The sequence below is a fragment of the Streptomyces sp. HNM0645 genome (genome assembly GCF_030056615.1).
Lineage (GTDB): Bacteria > Actinomycetota > Actinomycetes > Streptomycetales > Streptomycetaceae > Streptomyces > Streptomyces marianii.
Genome location: NZ_JASHLT010000011.1, coordinates 11,931 through 27,426, shown reverse-complemented (window position 1 = coordinate 27,426; position 15,496 = coordinate 11,931). Strand labels below are relative to the sequence as shown.

The following is a 15,496-nucleotide window of genomic DNA, read 5'->3' as shown; positions in this document are numbered from 1 at the left end:
CGCGACAGCACAGCATCACACCCACGTCCGGGGGCGGTAGCGGTTGGCCCGCTCCACCAGTTCGATGCGCTCCTCGCCGTTCGTCGCGAGCCGGGCGAGCACCCGGAACGAGCGTTCAAGGCCGAACCGCAGTCCGCGTTCGTCCAGTTCGCTGCCGAGCAGGACAGTTCTCGCCGGCGGGGCGCCGGCACTGCCGGAGAGTACCCAGTCCAGCGCCGTACCCAGAACCTCCGTCGACAGGCGCTCGCGGCGCAGGGCGTCCAGTCCGAGCCGTTCGAGCGCGGTGACCTGGTCGGCGGCGGCCGTGAGGTCGTCGATGAGCGGGTCCCGCACGGCGCGCCGCCGCAGTCGTGCCCGTACCGCAGCGACCCGGGCGGCCGTGTAGTGGATGGACGCCTCCGGGACGGAGTCCAGCGTGCGGACGGCCGCGGCGCGGTCGCCGGCGGCGAGCTGCACCCTGGCGAGGCCGAACGCGGAGCTCACATGGCTCGGATCGGTGGCCCACACCAGGCGGTAGTACTCCGCGGCGTTGTCCAGCTGGCCCAGCACCTCGGCGCAGACGGCGAGCGCCAGCTTGGGGGCGGTCTCGCCGGGGAACGCGTCGTAGACCGCGTCGAAGGACAGCGCGGCCGTTCCGTCGTCGCCGGTGGCGAGCGAGGCGACGCCCCGGTACCAGACGACCCGCCAGTCGTCGGGGTGCCGCGCCTCGAGATCGGCCAGCGAACTCGTCGCTGAGGTGAGCTCGCCCGTCTCCAGCCGTGCCCGGATCTCGCGCAGCCGCAGTTCCAGGGAGCTCGTGGGCGCGCCGTGCAGCGCGGCGATCAGCTCGGCGGGCGCGGAGGCCATCAGACCGGCGAGGAATCCCGCGTTGGGGTCGTTGGGGTCGACGCGGGGGACCGGCAGTGCCAATGCGGTCGCGCGGACGTCCAGGTCCGCGAGGTGCGGCCGCGGTGCGGCCGCCCGCTCCCCGGACCCTGTGGACGGTGCCGCCTGCGGGGGGACGAAAGCCGGGGTCGGCGCGTGGGGACGCGGGCCGACCGGGCCTGCGTGCCCGTGGAGGCCCCCCGCTGCCGCGCCCGAGGCACCCGGTACGGCGGCGTACGGGTGGGTCCCGGTCGCCTGGACGGGGAACTGTCCGTCGGGCGCGGCCGGCTGTCCGGGAGCCGCCGCGCCGAAGGGCCGGGGCACCTGCGGGGCGTTGGCCGCGGGCGGTGTGCCGCGGCGGTGAGGGCGCCGCCGGGCACCCAGCGCCGAGACCTCGCCGTGGAGTTCGGCGAACAGCTCCGTGTCCGTGACGCGCAGCTCCGGGCCGAACAGGGTCGACAGCGACGGGCGCGGCCGGCCCGTCTGGAGCGCCACGACCTCTCTGAGCACGCCCGTCAGCTGGTCCGCCATCTCCTGTGCGGAGGCGAACCGGCGGGCCGGGTCGGGGTCTGTCGCGCGGACGAGGAGCCGGTAGAACGACTCGTACGTCCGGAACACCTCGATGTTGTCCGGGTCCGGGAGGGAGTCCACGAAGACGTTCGTGTAGCCCTGGAAGTCGAACGTCAACACCGCGAGGGTGCGCGCCACCGTATAGAGGTCCGACGCGACGGACGGTCCGGACTCGGCGACCTCCGGCGCCTGGTAGCCGACCGTGCCGTAGATCGCCGACTCGTCGTCGTCCATCCGCCGCACGGCGCCCATGTCGATCAGCTTGAGCTGGTCCTCGGTCTGGATGGCGTTGTCGACCTTGAAGTCGCAGTACAGCAGGTTCCGGCTGTGCAGGTGCCCGAGCGCTTCCAGCGCCTCGATGCCGTAGGCGCACGCCTGCTCGACCGGCAGCGGGTCGCGCCTTCCGTCGGGTGCGCGCCGCTCGTTGGCGATCTCCTTGAGGGACTTGCCGCCGACGTACTCCATGACGATGTAGCCGTCCATGGAGCCGGTCCGCTGGTCCAGGTGCTCGACGAAGTTGTAGATGCGGACGATGTTGGAGTGCTCGATCTCCGCGAGGAACCGGCGTTCCGAGATCGCCGCCGCCATCGCGTCCTGGTCGCCCGTGTCCAGCAGGCCCTTGAGGACGACCCAGCGGTCGGACACCGCCCGGTCGACGGCGAGGTAGATCCAGCCGAGGCCGCCGTGCGCCAGACAGCCCATCACCTCGTACTGCCCGTGCACGACGTCCCCTTCGCGCAGCTTCGGCACGAACGAGTACGGGTGGCCGCACTTGGTGCAGAAGCCCTCCGTACGGCCCGCGCGGTCGCCGCGGGCGCGGCCCACCGGCGAACCGCAGTCGCTGCGGCTGCAGAATCGCTTCCGCTCGGGGACCTCGGGCTCCGCCATGACCGCGGAACGAGGGTCCGGGCGCGGTACCTCGGGGACCGAGACCAGCCCGGCTCCGAGCCGGCTGCGGCCCGAGGAGGAGGCCGAGGATCCCGAGCTGCGGACCGACACCGAGCGGCCCGAGCCGCGGCCCGACAGCGAACGGGACAGCCGGCCCGAGACCGACCGCCGTGACGTCGAGGAGCGCGACGACCGGGAGCCCGACGCCGAACTCCCGCGCTCCGAGGAACTGTTTCCGCTCCGGCCGCTGCCGCCGCTCCGCCCGCCTCCCGTGATGCCGGTGGGGGGAGACGACAGCGCGCCGTTCCTCGCGACGACCGGGGCGAGCCCGCAGGTGTCGCAGTACAGCTCGCCGTCGCCGACGTCCTCGTAGGCGCCCTCGCACCCCGGGCGCTGGCACGCGCCCACCGCGGTGCCGGAGCCCCCGCCGCTCGCGGTCGGCGGTGTGCCACCCCGCCCGGCCTCGGGGGCGAGTCCGCAGGTGTCGCAGTACAGCTCGCCGTCGCCGACGTCCTCGTAGGCGCCCTCGCACCCCGGGCGGCTGCACTTCGTCAGATCACTCACGGCTCCCCCTGCCTGCTCGCCGGCCCCGTCGCCGGTGCCGCGGACGGGGTCCGCCGGGCGCCGGTGACCTGTGCGCGGACGTGGATCACGATTCCCCCTGCCGGCCGATGCCGTCCACGGGGCCCGGCTGCCGGGGCACCAGGACCTCGGACGCGGCCTGCTGGTAGCGCAGGACCGCTTGCTCGGCGGCGCGCAGATCGCACGGAGCGCTCCACAGCATCCGGCGCGCCGCGTCGTACCGCTCGATCAGCAGCGGGTCCTCGGCCATGCCGTGCCGCGCGACCTTCGCCTTGTACGCGTCGAGCCGGCCGCGCAGCTCGGCACGGACCGCGAGTGGAGCCGTCACGGCCGTCAACGACTCGCGTGCCCGCATCAGTTCGTCCTCGGCCTCCCGTTCCAGGGACTCCAGCAGTGGGGACAGCCGGTGCCACTGGGCGTGCCTGCGGTACTCCGCGGCGGTGGCCAGTCGCTCCTGCAGCACGGTCGGCGGGCCGCTGACCGCGGGGACCTCGGACGCTGCGATCTTGGCCAGCACCTCCCCCCGCGCGGCACGCGCCTCCGTGAGCGTGCGGTCCGCGCGCGAGAGCACGTCCCGCAGCCGCAGCAGCCGGGTCTCCGAGTCCTGCCGCACCGCGAGGACCGCCTCGATCTCACGCCGGACGTCCTCGAGCGAACGCGCGGCGCGGTCGTAGCGTCCCGTGTCGGGCCGGCCGCCGCCCGGCGCCGAACTCGCCGTCGCCGGCAACCAGAACGCCAGCGGGTCCGACACGACCTGAGCCCGGAGCGCGGACAGTTCGTGGGTGATCGACTCCAGCTCGTCGCCCGCCGGGTGCTCGCCCGGCCGCACGCCCACGGAGTGCGCCAGCGAACGGGTGCGCTGCAACTCCGCGGCGAGCAGGTCGATCCGCGCGGGCAGGGCCGACCAGACCGTGTCTGCGGCCACCACCACGTCCAGGGAACGGGCGTACAGCGTGTTCATCCGGCTGACCAGGCCCTCCAGCGTGAAGCGCTCGGAGAGCTTGGCCGGGCCGGTCACCGAGGGCGCGGGATGGGCCGCGGAGCTCGCGACGGTGACGCTGGGGCCGCGCAACCGGTCCGTGAGTGCCACCAGGTCGTCCCGGCTCGGCCAGCGGCGCCGCGCCCGCAGTTCACGCGCCGAGCGCAGCGCCCCCGCGTACGCGTCGAAGTAGCCCCACAACAGGGTGATCGCCTGCTCGGTGGAGGCCCAGCGGTCCTTGGTGACACCCGTCAGCTCCGCGCCCTCCAGGAGCCTGCGGCCCGCATGGTCCTGGAGGGCGAGGAGCGAGGTCTCGATCGCCTCGTGCTCCTCCCCGAGCCGCGCCAGCGCACGGTCCACCTCGTCCCGGTCCATTACCGGCCCGGGGGGTCCCGCGACGCCCATTGATCACCTCTCCGCTCGTGTACTCGGACCCGCCGCCGGACGTCCCGGTCGGCCCGGCTTCCCCGCCGGGCGGCCCGTCCGCCGGCTGCCTTCCCAACGGTCTCAGTCGTCCCGGTACTTCGGCGCCGGGGGACCCGGTATTCCGGGCAGGTCCTTCTCCAGCCACTTGGCGTACGCCTGCATCCAGGGGCCCGCCCGGTACTCCTCCAAGACCTTGTTGACCCTGCGGACCAGGTCGTCCCTGCCCAGTCTGGCGGCCACGCCGTAGTACTCGGTGGTGAAGGGCCTGTCGCCTTTGAGTTCGACGGATGGGTCCTGTGCGGCCTGGCCCGCGGCGAGGGCCGCGTCCGTCACCACCGCGTCCACCTCGCCGAGCTGGAGCCGGACCAGGCAGTCCAGTTGGTTGGGGACCGTGAGCCTGTCCCGGTCACCGGGGCCCCCGTCGTCCTCGTCCTCGAAGACCGCTCCGTGCGGGTCCTTCTCCAGCGCGTCGTAAGCCGTCGAGCCCTCGGCCGAGCACACCCGCCGGCCCTTGAGGGACCCGTCGAAGCCGGTGATCGCCGACTGCCGGGGGGCGAGCACCTGCTGGCCGGTCTGGAAGTAGGCCGTGGAGAACGCGACCTGCTTGATCCGGGCGCAGTTGATCGTCATCGTCCGTACGACGACGTCCACCGTGCCGTTGTTGAGCGCCGTGATCCGCTGGTTGGTCGGGACCGCCCGGAAGATGATCTTCTCGGGGTCGCCCAGGATGTCCCGCGCGATCGCCCGGGCCAGATCGATGTCGAAGCCCTCCAGCCGGCCGTCCGCCCGTCGGTAGCCCCAGCGGTAGCTGTTCTGGTCGACGCCGACGATCAGCTTGCCGCGCTGCTTGATCTCCCCGATCGCCGGGCCGTCCGCCGAGGACGGCCGCAGGGACGACTCCGGGCTCGCGCAGTCGTCCGCCTTCGCGGGCGGTACCGCCGCCGGATCGGCACCCGGGGTCACCCCGGCCGGCGGTCCTCCGTGCGAGAGCGGGACCAGGGTGAGGGCGGCGGTCAGAGCACAGGCCGCCGCCATCCCGGCGACGCCGCCCCAGCCGCGCAGCCGGCCCGCGAGGCGTCCCCGCCGGAGCGGAAGGCGCTGCCCGGCGTCCGCGGCGGTCCCGGCCCGCGGTGTCACGTCCGGTGCCCCGTCCGGCATCGAGTCAGCCATCCCTCCCCCTCTCACCGGTACTCCGAAAGCCTGCGACCGACGCCCAGGACGGCGCCGGCCGCCGCGAGGACGGCCAGCACGGCCGCGCCGACCGGCAGTCCGGCCAGCGCCCCCCGGCCGCCCTCGGCGGACTCGGTGAACTCTGCCTGCTCGTGGGCCAGCGCCTTCTCCAGCGCGGCGTCCACGCGATCGAAGCACTGGCCCGTGGAGCCCTCGCTGCCGATCACCTTGGCCAGCGCACGGTCGTAGTCGCCCGCCCTGTCCGTCTCACCGGCGTCCTTGTGCCGGTTCTTCCACTCCGACGCCGCCGAGACCGCGTCGGCGACCGGCGTACGGCCCGCGCCGTCGTCGGCGAGCCGCCCGGCGCGGCCGAGAGAGGCGGTGAGACTGCTCATACCCGCGGTGTAGTCCGTCTCGTACTTGTCGTTCTTGCCGTCCGCGGTGAGCACCGCACCGCGGGCGACGAGGGTCAGGTTCTCGTTGGCCCGGGCCTTCAGGCTGCTGATCCGGGCGTCGTTGAGGACCTTCAACGACTCCTGCCCCTTGGCCCGGGCCTCGTCGAGCCCCGCCCTGGCGACGCCGTGCCCGACGCCGAGCCAGAGCAGCACCACCGTGGATGCCGCGGTGGCAGCGAGCAGCCCGTGGTTGAACACCCGGTTCGTACGCCGGTAGTTGCGGCGCTGTGCCCAGGCCAGTCCGCCGAGCGCCACCACTCCCAGCCCCAGCGACAGGAAGGGCCACTTCCGGGCTTCGCCGTGATCGTCGTCGAGGCGGGCCGTCTCCTCCTCGTACAGCTTCTGTGCCGCCGGCAGCAGTTCGGTGGTCATCAGCTGGTTCGCGTAGCGCAGGTACGCTCCGCCGAGGGGGAGGCCCTGGCGGTTGTTGGCCCGGGCCCGCTCGACGAGTCCCGTGTAGCGGGGGAGTTGCTCGTTGAGCGTGGCGATCCAGCGGCGCGAGTCCGTCGAACCGTCCGTGTTCCCGGCGGCCTTCACCAGCAGCCGCGAGGCGCTGGCGATGTCCGCGCGATAGCGCTCCCGCACGGCCTCGGGCTCCTGCGCACCGGCCAGGAAGCCGCTCGCGGCGGCCGTGTCTGCGTCGGCGAGCGAGCGGTAGATGCTCGCCGCGTCCGCGCTGAGCGGCTGGCTGCGGTTGACCACGGCGTCGGCCGACGAGGCGCGGTCGGCGATCTCGAGGGCCGTCACGGCGCCGAACGCCACGACCAGCGCGGCCAGTACGGCGCCGATGATCCGCAGCCGGCCCGGCTCCGTCGTCGCGGCGGCGCGCAACCGCGCCGTCGTCTCCGCCCAGGCGCTGCGGCGCGCGGGCGGCCCCGGCGGCGGCGCCGACCGGTCGGCGGAGGGGCCCGACCCCGTGCCGGGCAGCGCCCCCGGCTGTGCCGGGACGTGCGGCACCGGTGGCGCGGGCGGGCCTGCCGCGCTCGGCATGTGTGTCACTTGACCTCCCCCTCGGTCACTGACGGGGTCCCACCTCCCGCGGACGGGGGACGGCTTCCGGCCAGAAGTATGGCCGCGGGGGCGGACATTCCACACCCAGGATTCACTGGATCTTGTGTCATCCCGCGTGTCGCGTCAATGCCGCCTCCCGTTCAGCGCTCCTCCCATGAATACGCCGACGGCGGCGGATCGGTTCCGCCCGGTGGGCCGGTCGCGTCGGCGCGTGGCGTGTGAACCGCGTGCGCCCCTGCTTCCGCGAGCCGCAGGCCACGACCCCCGCTCGTGGCCGGACGTCCACTCCCGGCAGAACGCTCGAGCTCACTCATGTGCCGTCATCCGACAGCAACTCACAACCCCTCGTACCGTGACCGCAGCCGGGCCCGTGCCGTGGACGCTGCGCCGAGGTGGTCGAGTCCCAGCAGCGCCGCGCCGAGGACGGGCGGTGCGGTCACCACGGAGAGGACGGCCCTCGGGGCCCGGACGGCGAGCGACTCGGCGATCCCGACGTCGAGCCGGGGGTGCCGCGCCGCCAGCACGCTGCCGCCGAGCACCACGGGGGCCTCCTCGTCCAGCAGCCCGAGCCGGCCGAGCGCCACCGTGGCCATCAGGGCGACCTCGTGGGCGAGCCGGTCGACGATCGCGCAGGCGACGGCGTCCCCTGCGGCCGCCGTCGAGAACAGGACCGGGGCGAGTTCGTGCCGCCGGCCGGCCGCGATCCGCCCCAGATGCAGTGCCTCGATGAGCGCGTACATCGACGGCAGTCCGAAGTGCCCGGGGAGCGTCCGGGCGAGCTCGGTCGGCTCCCCGCGCCCGTCCTCGGCCCGCGCGGCGAACCACAGGGCTTCCTCAGCGAGGCCCGCGCCCCCTCCCCAGTCCCCCGAGATCCGGCCGACGGCCGGGAAACGCGCGGTGCGTCCGTCCGGCACCGTGCCCGCGCAGTTGATGCCGGCGCCGCAGACGACGGCGACGCCCCTGGGCTCGTCGACCCCGGCCCGCAGGATCGCGAAGGTGTCGTGCGGACCTCGCTCGTCCCGCCCCAGCCGCGGGCCCGTACCGCCGCCGTCAACTCGGCCTCCTCGACAGGGAGATCGGCGTTGGCCAGACATGCGGAGACATGGGCGACGGACCGGAGACCGGCGCCCGCGAGGGCCTGCCGCACCGTGCCGTCCAGTCCGTCCAGTGCCGCCGCGACCCCCACCCGCGGCGGCTGGAACCCGCCGCCGCGGGCCGTCGCCAGGACCGACCCTCGCGTGTCGACCACCGCCACGTCCGTCTTGCTGTTGCCGGCGTCGACGGCGAGGACGGTGGCCGCGGGACCGCTCGCCGCCGAGCCGCGCGTGGCCCGGTCGTGTGCGCCCGGGGCGTTCACGCCCACGGAAGGTGCTCCCGGTTGTGGGCGACCAGCCGCTCGGTGAGCGCCTCGGCGTACTCGTACTGGCCGATCAGGGGGTGGGCCAGCATCGCCTTGAAGACCCGGTCGCGTCCGCCGCGCAGTGCCGCCTGAAGTGCCAGCTCCTCGTAGGCCGTGACGTTCGCGATCAGCCCGCCGTACAGAGGGTCGACGTCCGGTAGCGGCAGCGGCGCCGCACCCTTGGTGCCGACGGCGGCCTGCACCTCGACGACGGCGTCGTCGGGGAGGAACGGCAGGGTGCCGTTGTTGTACGTGTTGACCACCTGGTAGGGGCTGCCCGCTCCCCCGAGGAGCGACGCGACGAGGTCGACGGCGGCCTCCGAGTAGTAGGCCCCTCCACGCTGGGCGAGCAGTGCGGGCTTCTCGTCCAACGAGCGGTCGCCGTACATCTCCAGCAGCCGCTGCTCCATCGCCGCGACCTCCGCGGCCCGGGAGGGCCTGGTCCGCATCTCCCCGACGACCGCGTCGTGCGCGTAGAAGTAGCGCAGGTAGTACGACGGGACCACGCCGAGGCGGTCCAGCATCTGCCGTGGGAGCCGCAGGTCCCGAGCGATGGCGTCGCCGTGCTCGGCGAGCAGCCGCGGCAGGACGTTCTCGCCCCCCGGGCCGCCCAGCCGCACACCCGTTTCCCAGGTCAGGTGGTTGAGGCCCACATGGTCCAGGTGCACATCGCCCGGGGATGCGGCCAGCAGCGCGGCGAACTTCCGCTGCAGGCCGATCGCCACGTTGCACAGCCCGACCGCCCGGTGGCCGGCCTGGAGGAGGGCACGGGTCACGATCCCGACGGGGTTGGTGAAGTCGACGATCCATGCGCCGGGGGCGGCGCGCCGCACCCGTTCGGCGATGTCCAGCACCACCGGGACGGTGCGCAGCGCCTTGGCCAGGCCGCCGGCGCCGGTCGTCTCCTGCCCGACGCAGCCGCACTCCAGCGGCCAGGTCTCGTCCTTCTCCCGCGCGGCCTGGCCGCCGACGCGCAGCTGCAGCAGCACCGCGTCGGCTCCCGCCACACCCGCGTCCAGGTCCGCGGTGGTCGTGATGGTCCCCGGGTGGCCCTGCCGGGCGAAGATCCGCCGGGCGAGGCCGCCGACCAGGTCCAGCCGTCCGGCGGCCGGGTCGACCAGCACCAGCTCGCCGATCGGCAGGGTCTCCCTCAACCGGGCGAATCCGTCGACCAGTTCGGGTGTGTAGGTGGACCCGCCACCCACGACCGCGATCTTCGTGCGCCGGGGGTTCGGGGGGTGTCCCCCGCTGGATTGCCGCATGTTGTCAGCCCTTCATTCCGGTCGGTGTCACTCCCTCGACGAAGGCCTTCCGCACGAGGAGGAACACGGCGATCAACGGCGCCGTGATGATCACGGTCGCGGCCCTCGTCAGGTTCCGGTCCGGCTGGTGCGCACTTGGCGGACTCCGGCCCGGAGGAGGGCGTCCGGGCGGCGGGGTTCTCCGAGGCGTGGATCTGCGTGCCGAGGTGGTCGTTCCAGCAGGAGAAGAAGTGGAACGGCGCCACCGCGGCGATCGCCGGCCTCGCCATCGGCAGCACGATCCGCACCATCGTGCCGGCGAGGCGGTCGAGGCAGGGGGCACGGTCGTGGAGCGGCGCCTTCCGGGCATGACGGTGTCTCCCTGAGGGCTGGCGGACGGGTGGGGATGCGCGGAGTGCGGGATGCGGGGTTCGTGACGCAGAGGTCGCGGGTCGCGGTTCAGCGGGAGGTGTCGAAGACCTCGTCGCGGGTGGTGGCCAGAGCGCTCTCCAGCGCCCCGCGCAGCACGGGGTGTTCCTGTACGTCACCGATGACGAGCCGCGGCCTGGACGGGGCCAGTTCGGCGAGTTCCGACCGGACCCGCTCGCGCAGCGGTTCCCCGCCGGCCGTTGTGAGCGGTCCGGAGAGGACGACGAGTCCGGGGTCGAGGACGGCGACCATGGAGGCGAGGCCGGTGGCCAGCGCGGTCGCGTAGGTGTCCAGGAGGACGCGGTACGGTCCCTGTCCTCCAGCCGCGGCCTGCGCCAGCAGGCCGGCCGCCACCTCGTGGTGGGGGCCCTGCGGGACGGCGGCGATGCCCAGTTCGCGGGCCAGCCGGGGCACGGCCCGGGCACCGGCCAGCTCCTGGAAGCCGCCGCTGCCGGCCTTGGAGACCTGCCGTACGAGCGGGGTGCCGGGCACCGGCAGGAAGCCGATCTCGCCCGCGCCGCCGGTGAAGCCGCGGTGCAGCCGGCCGCCGATGACGAGGGCGGCTCCGAGCCCCTCGTCGTTCCACAGCAGTACGAAGTCCCGGTGGCCGCGGGCGGCTCCGAGCCGCTGCTCGGCCACGGCGACCAGATTGACGTCGTTCTCGTACTCGACCGGCATGGGCAGCGCGGCCGCCAGTTCGCCGAGCAGCGCGGGGGAGTGCCAGCCGGGCAGATGGGAGGCGTACCGCAGCCGCCCCGTGGCGGGGTCGAAGGCACCGGGGGTGCCGACGACCAGGCGGTGTACGTCGCCCCGGGCGATCCCGGCGGCCTTCACGGCGCCGTCCAGTGCCTCGGCGACCTGCCGCACGACGCTCTCCGACCGCCGCCCGCGGGTCTCGGTGACGTGCTCGCCGACGGTTGTGCCGGTGAGGTCGGCGACGGCCGCGCGGATGCGCTGGGCGGTCACGTCGAGGCCGGCGGCGAAGGCGGCGCGGGCGTTGATCGCGTACAGCCGGGCGCTCGGCCCCGGTCTGCCCTCGGCGGTGCCGGTGGCCACGACCAGCCCGGCTGCCTCCAGTCGGGCCAGCAGTTGGGACGCGGTGGGTTTGGACAGGCCGGTCAGCATGCCGATCCGGGTGCGTGAGAGCGGCCCGTGCTCCAACAGCAGGTCGAGCGCCGCCCGGTCGTTCATGGCGCGGAGTACACGAGGGGTCCCGGGGGTGGCACCGGCCACGACGCATCGCACCCTTCATGTCCGTGATCCGTTAGGAAACTTTCCTGTTCACTCGGAACCTAGGTCGCCGTCATGGGCCCGTCAATACCCGGCGATGCTCCGGTGAGTGGGCGCGGGCGCGGTATGCGAAGGGGTGTCCGTTGCCGCCCGCCGCTTCCCCGTCGCCACGCTGGTCCGGTTGCCGACCCGTGGGGCACGGTCCCAGGTCGGTTGCGAGTCCCGGAAACGGCCCGGTGCCCGGGGTGCGGCGCCGGGCGTCATGGCCCGCCGGCCGCCCCGCCCGGCGTGGCCGACGCGAGGGACTCCACGGTCCAGCGCTGGTCGCTCCGGTCGTTCACGGCGCGGAGTTCCAGAGGGATCGGACTGTCCACCCATTCCGGGTTGGGGACGAGCGCGACCGTCGGGGCGGACCGCGGCCGGATCGTGCCCGCGGGTTCGACGAGGAAGGCCATCTTGTTCAGCTTCTCCGGATTGTCCGAGGAGCACGGGCGGACACCGACCCCCGCTCCGTCTCCGTCCGCCTTCAGGCAGAACGTGGAGTCGTCGCGGTTGTGAAGCCGTCCTTGCGCGTCCAGAGCCCACCGCTGAGTGAGGGCCTGGGTGCACGGGGCCGCCACCGCGCCGCCGCGCTTGGTGAGCACCCCGTCCTCGATGTCCAGGCACAGTCCGCTGCCCTTGTGCACGATCCGTCCGTAGACGAGATCGCCGGGTGGGAGCGTGCTCCCCGCCCCCGGCTGCGTGGGGCCGGTCGCGGCGCTGCTCGGGGTTGCCGAAGCGGACGGGCGGCCCTCTGCCCGGCCACGGTCGGCGCCCGTCTCCTCCCCGGAGTGGCGCGCGGCGATGAGCAGAAGGGGAACCGAGACGGCGGCCACGGCGGCCACGGCACCGGCAACGCGCGCCCCGCGCCTCGGCGGGCGCAGTGCGTGGGCGGCACCGTCTGCCGAGCCGGGGCGTCCTGCTGTGTCCCCCGACTCCGTCCCGGCACTGTGCAGGGGTCCGGATTCCGACGTGCGCCGCCCCTGGGCGACGGCGGACGCGTATGCCGCTCCGTCCCGGGCTAGCAGCCCGTCGGCCAGCGCCGTGCGCAGGTCGTCGGAGAGCAGGATCAGTTGCGTCAGTAGCCCCTCGCATGCGAGGCACGTGTCGAGGTGAAGGGCGAGGTCGCCGCAGCGCAGACTGTCGTCCGCGACCGCTGCGGCCTCGATGAGGCGCCGGAAGCCGTTGCAGCGGGTGTCCCCGGCAAGCTCCGCATGCGCCTGGAGGAAGGCGTCGCGCAGGGCCTTCCGGGCCTTGGCCCGCAGGGCCGGGACGTCGTGCGGTGCCACCCCGACGTACGTCGCGACCCTTTCGTCCGGTTCCTGGTCCACGAACGAGTACCACAGGACGCCCCTGGCGGCCTCGGGAAGGGCGAAGAAGCCGTTGCGGAGCGCCTGCTTCTCTCCCGACTCCGCCGGTGTGCCGTCAGGCCATCCGTCGCCCCCGCCGTGGTCGTTCGCCCAGGTGAGGAACGAGGGCCTGAGCAGGGCTCTTCTGCCGGTCCGGGCCCAGCTCCGGGCTGTGTGGTGCACGTGCGTCAGGATGAAGTGGCGCCAGGTGCCGGGGGGGTCGATGCCCGAGCGTGCGGCCTCGGCCGCCCGATCCAGCGCCTCGTGCGCCAGCCGGTCGGCGGCCGTTCGTCCCCGGGTGCACAGCTGCGCGCAGGTGACGGCGTATGCGAGGTGACGCTGCTTCAGCTCGCTTTCGGGCCGATGGCCGACCGTGCCGCGTGAGCGGATCCGCTCGGCGAGTTCCGCGTCCGTCGGCTCCGCGCGGCCGCCGCCCCAGGACACCGTTGTCAAACCGACCTTCTGCAGCTTCGGCATCGGGCCCCTCACTTGCTGCGCCGCTCCGCGTCCGCCGTGCTCCGGGCACCGCAGAGGGGCGGTCGTTACGGGGGAACGGTGCGGTCCCGCTCAACTCCATGACCCCGTACTGCGGTTGGGAAGTCTCCATGGTGAAGGACCGGGCCCGCCGGTGGAAGGTGTTTCCGTTGGTAAGTTCGAGGGTCGGAGCGGAATATGACGTGATGTCCGGGGACCTGGCGGCAGTCCGGAGGCTTGCTCGGCCCGGTGCGGCCTGCTGGTCCCGCTGATCCCACCCGTCCCGGGCGCGGCTCGTTCACGTCCTTCCAGGCATTGACCGCAGGGGACGAAAGGGCGGATCTGCGAACCGGGGGCTGCGACCCGCCGCAGAGGGCCGATCGTGACGGTGCCCGCTCACCTTCGAGTGGGCTTGACGCGCACGGCCGGTCGGGTGCCGGGCGTGGCGCGGCATGCCCGCAGGCGTCTGCGCAGCCAGTCACCGGTTTCCCCGACGAATCCCACGAGGGCGGCGGAGGCGACACACGCCGTCAGGGAGGCCGGCCGGCCGATGGCCTGGCCCACGAGCCACAGGCCGAGGGCGAACAGCAGCCACCATGCGACGAGGGATCCACCGCGGCGCCACCGGCGGGAGGGGCCGGTCATCGGGCGGTGGCCCGGGCGAGCCGGGCGGTGGAGGCCACCGTCGTGCACCCCGCGGCGGCCGGCGCGCGGCCGAGGGCCGTGGCGGCCGGGGCAACGGCCAGGCGGGGGATCGCGTCGACCGGCGCGACCGCGTACAGGGCCGGCAGAGCCCTCCCCCGGGGGCGCGTCGGAGCCACGCCGGCACGCAGGCGGCGGGATGCCCGGCTCGTGAGCAGAGCCACGGCCGCCGGCAGGGGCGTGAGGGTGAAGACGGCCAGGCCTGTCCGCTGCCAGATCACAGGTCGTCGGTTCCTCTCCCAGAGAGGCCGAAACCGGCCGTCCTCGGTGGTGAGCACGATACGGCAGGCCTCCTGGTCCGGCAGGCCCCGCTGGTCCGGCGGGCCCGATGACCGGGGCGAGGAGCTCTTCCCCACGGAAGCGGTGCCCCACCGGGAGCGGGAGCGTGCCTCGCGGTGCCCGAGTGCCCGCTCATGGCCCTGGTGCTACTTCGACAGGGGTGCCGGGGGCGAGATCGGGGACGCCGCCACCGACTGCGGCGACGTGGCGGAGGCGTATGCGGACGGGGCCGCCACGCCCGCCGTCGGGTCGCTCGCCTGCTCCCCGTCGGCCTGCTGCGGCAGTCCGCCGACGATCCGGACACCGGCCTCGTCGAAGGCGCGCTTGATGCGCCAACGCAGTTCGCGCTCCACGCTGAGCGCCTTGCCCGGCATCGTCTTCGCGGCGACGGAGACCGTCATCCGGTCGATCAGCACCTCGCTCAGGCCGAGGACCTCGACCGGACCCCACAGCCGCTCGTTCCACGGCTCTTCCTTGGACATCGCCGTCGCCGCCTCCTCGATGAGTTCGCGCACCCGGCCCAGGTCCTCGGCCGGCCGCACGTTCACCTCGACGGAGGCGGTCGACCAGCCCTGACTCAGATTGCCGATCCGCTTGACCTCGCCGTTGCGGATGTACCAGATCTCGCCGTTGTCGCCGCGCAGCTTCGTCACGCGCAGGCCGACCTCGATCACCTCGCCGGAGGCGACCCCTGCGTCGACCGTGTCGCCGACGCCGTACTGGTCCTCGAGGATCATGAAGACGCCGGAGAGGAAGTCGGTGACCAGGTTCCGCGCGCCGAAGCCCAAGGCCACGCCCGCGACACCGGCGGAGGCGAGCAGCGGGGCCAGGTTGATGTTGAGGGCGCCGAGGATCATCAGACCCGCCGTGCCGAGGATCACGAACGAGGCGACCGACCGCAGCACCGAGCCGATCGCCTCGGACCGCTGTCTGCGCCGCTCGGCGTTGACCAGCAGCCCGCCGAGGGCCGTGCCCTCCATGGCCTGGGCGCTGCGGTTCATCCGTTCGATGAACTTGGTGAGCGCGCGGCGGACGGCGGTGCGCAGCATGATCGCGATCACGAGGATGAGCAGGATCCGCAGGCCCACGTTCAACCAGGTGGACCAGTTCTGCTCCACCCATCCGGCGGCTTCGTTGGCCCGGTCCGCGGCCTCGTCGAGACTGACGGGCGGCGCGGACGGATCGACGGCCAGGAACACTGCGGAACCTCCGTGTGTGCGATCGGCGGACCATCCACACTATCGGGGCATACGACGTGCCTCCGGCGTTCTCCACAAGGGAGAGACGAGCCTCACCCGGGGAACCTCCCGGTGTGGCCGAGCGCACACAGAATCCCTCCGGCCCGTTACAGGTACGTAGTGGCGCTTCGACCAGGCATGAGGAGAGACTGAGTACAGATCGTCCCGGCG

General features: G+C 73.6%; 10 protein-coding genes and 2 pseudogenes. All 12 read right to left on the bottom strand.

Going from position 1 to position 15,496, the window contains the following annotated elements:
• Window positions 1–15: 15 nt before the first annotated feature.
• Window positions 16–2,730, bottom strand: a complete 2,715-nt coding sequence (locus QMZ92_RS09060) for a serine/threonine-protein kinase (RefSeq protein ID WP_283296809.1) — start codon at window positions 2,728–2,730, stop codon at window positions 16–18.
• A gap of 241 nt (window positions 2,731–2,971) precedes the next feature.
• Entirely contained in the window at window positions 2,972–4,258 is a 1,287-nt protein-coding gene (locus QMZ92_RS09055) for a coiled-coil domain-containing protein (RefSeq protein ID WP_283296808.1), read from the bottom strand.
• Window positions 4,259–4,390: 132 nt separating this feature from the next.
• On the bottom strand, window positions 4,391–5,479 hold the full coding sequence (locus QMZ92_RS09050; protein WP_283296723.1) for a glutamate ABC transporter substrate-binding protein: 1,089 nt from the start codon (window positions 5,477–5,479) through the stop codon (window positions 4,391–4,393).
• Between the two features lie 11 nt (window positions 5,480–5,490).
• A complete protein-coding gene (locus QMZ92_RS09045; RefSeq protein WP_502962023.1) occupies window positions 5,491–6,924 on the bottom strand; it encodes a GlnX family signal transduction membrane protein in 1,434 nt (477 codons plus the stop codon).
• A gap of 356 nt (window positions 6,925–7,280) precedes the next feature.
• Window positions 7,281–8,308 (bottom strand): annotated as a pseudogene (locus QMZ92_RS09040) (N-acetylglucosamine kinase).
• Window positions 8,299–9,606, bottom strand: a complete 1,308-nt coding sequence (locus QMZ92_RS09035; protein WP_283296721.1) for a 6-phospho-beta-glucosidase — start codon at window positions 9,604–9,606, stop codon at window positions 8,299–8,301. The pseudogene QMZ92_RS09040 and the gene QMZ92_RS09035 overlap by 10 nt, the downstream one beginning before the upstream one ends.
• A 4-nt stretch (window positions 9,607–9,610) precedes the next feature.
• Window positions 9,611–9,899: pseudogene (locus QMZ92_RS09030) on the bottom strand (carbohydrate ABC transporter permease); the annotation flags it as partial.
• Window positions 9,900–10,044: 145 nt separating this feature from the next.
• On the bottom strand, window positions 10,045–11,205 hold the full coding sequence (locus QMZ92_RS09025; protein ID WP_502962022.1) for an ROK family transcriptional regulator: 1,161 nt from the start codon (window positions 11,203–11,205) through the stop codon (window positions 10,045–10,047).
• A gap of 299 nt (window positions 11,206–11,504) precedes the next feature.
• Entirely contained in the window at window positions 11,505–13,109 is a 1,605-nt protein-coding gene (locus tag QMZ92_RS09020; RefSeq protein ID WP_283296719.1) for a ricin-type beta-trefoil lectin domain protein, read from the bottom strand.
• Window positions 13,110–13,502: 393 nt separating this feature from the next.
• Entirely contained in the window at window positions 13,503–13,751 is a 249-nt protein-coding gene (locus QMZ92_RS09015) for a hypothetical protein (RefSeq protein WP_283296718.1), read from the bottom strand.
• Window positions 13,748–14,029, bottom strand: a complete 282-nt coding sequence (locus QMZ92_RS09010) for a hypothetical protein (RefSeq protein ID WP_283296717.1) — start codon at window positions 14,027–14,029, stop codon at window positions 13,748–13,750. The genes QMZ92_RS09015 and QMZ92_RS09010 overlap by 4 nt, the downstream gene beginning before the upstream one ends.
• Window positions 14,030–14,233: 204 nt before the next feature.
• A complete protein-coding gene (locus QMZ92_RS09005; RefSeq protein ID WP_283296716.1) occupies window positions 14,234–15,286 on the bottom strand; it encodes a mechanosensitive ion channel family protein in 1,053 nt (350 codons plus the stop codon).
• Window positions 15,287–15,496: the final 210 nt, after the last annotated feature.

Excerpts from the sequence above, each read along its gene's own strand:
- QMZ92_RS09025 (WP_502962022.1), bottom strand. The coding sequence starts at position 11,205 with ATGAACGACCGGGCGGCGCTCGACCTGCTGTTGGAGCACGGGCCGCTC.
- QMZ92_RS09045 (WP_502962023.1), bottom strand. The coding sequence starts at position 6,924 with ATGCCGAGCGCGGCAGGCCCGCCCGCGCCACCGGTGCCGCACGTCCCG.
- QMZ92_RS09020 (WP_283296719.1), bottom strand. The coding sequence starts at position 13,109 with ATGCCGAAGCTGCAGAAGGTCGGTTTGACAACGGTGTCCTGGGGCGGC.
- QMZ92_RS09055 (WP_283296808.1), bottom strand. The coding sequence starts at position 4,258 with ATGGACCGGGACGAGGTGGACCGTGCGCTGGCGCGGCTCGGGGAGGAG.
- QMZ92_RS09035 (WP_283296721.1), bottom strand. The coding sequence starts at position 9,606 with ATGCGGCAATCCAGCGGGGGACACCCCCCGAACCCCCGGCGCACGAAG.
- QMZ92_RS09015 (WP_283296718.1), bottom strand. The coding sequence starts at position 13,751 with ATGACCGGCCCCTCCCGCCGGTGGCGCCGCGGTGGATCCCTCGTCGCA.
- QMZ92_RS09050 (WP_283296723.1), bottom strand. The coding sequence starts at position 5,479 with ATGGCTGACTCGATGCCGGACGGGGCACCGGACGTGACACCGCGGGCC.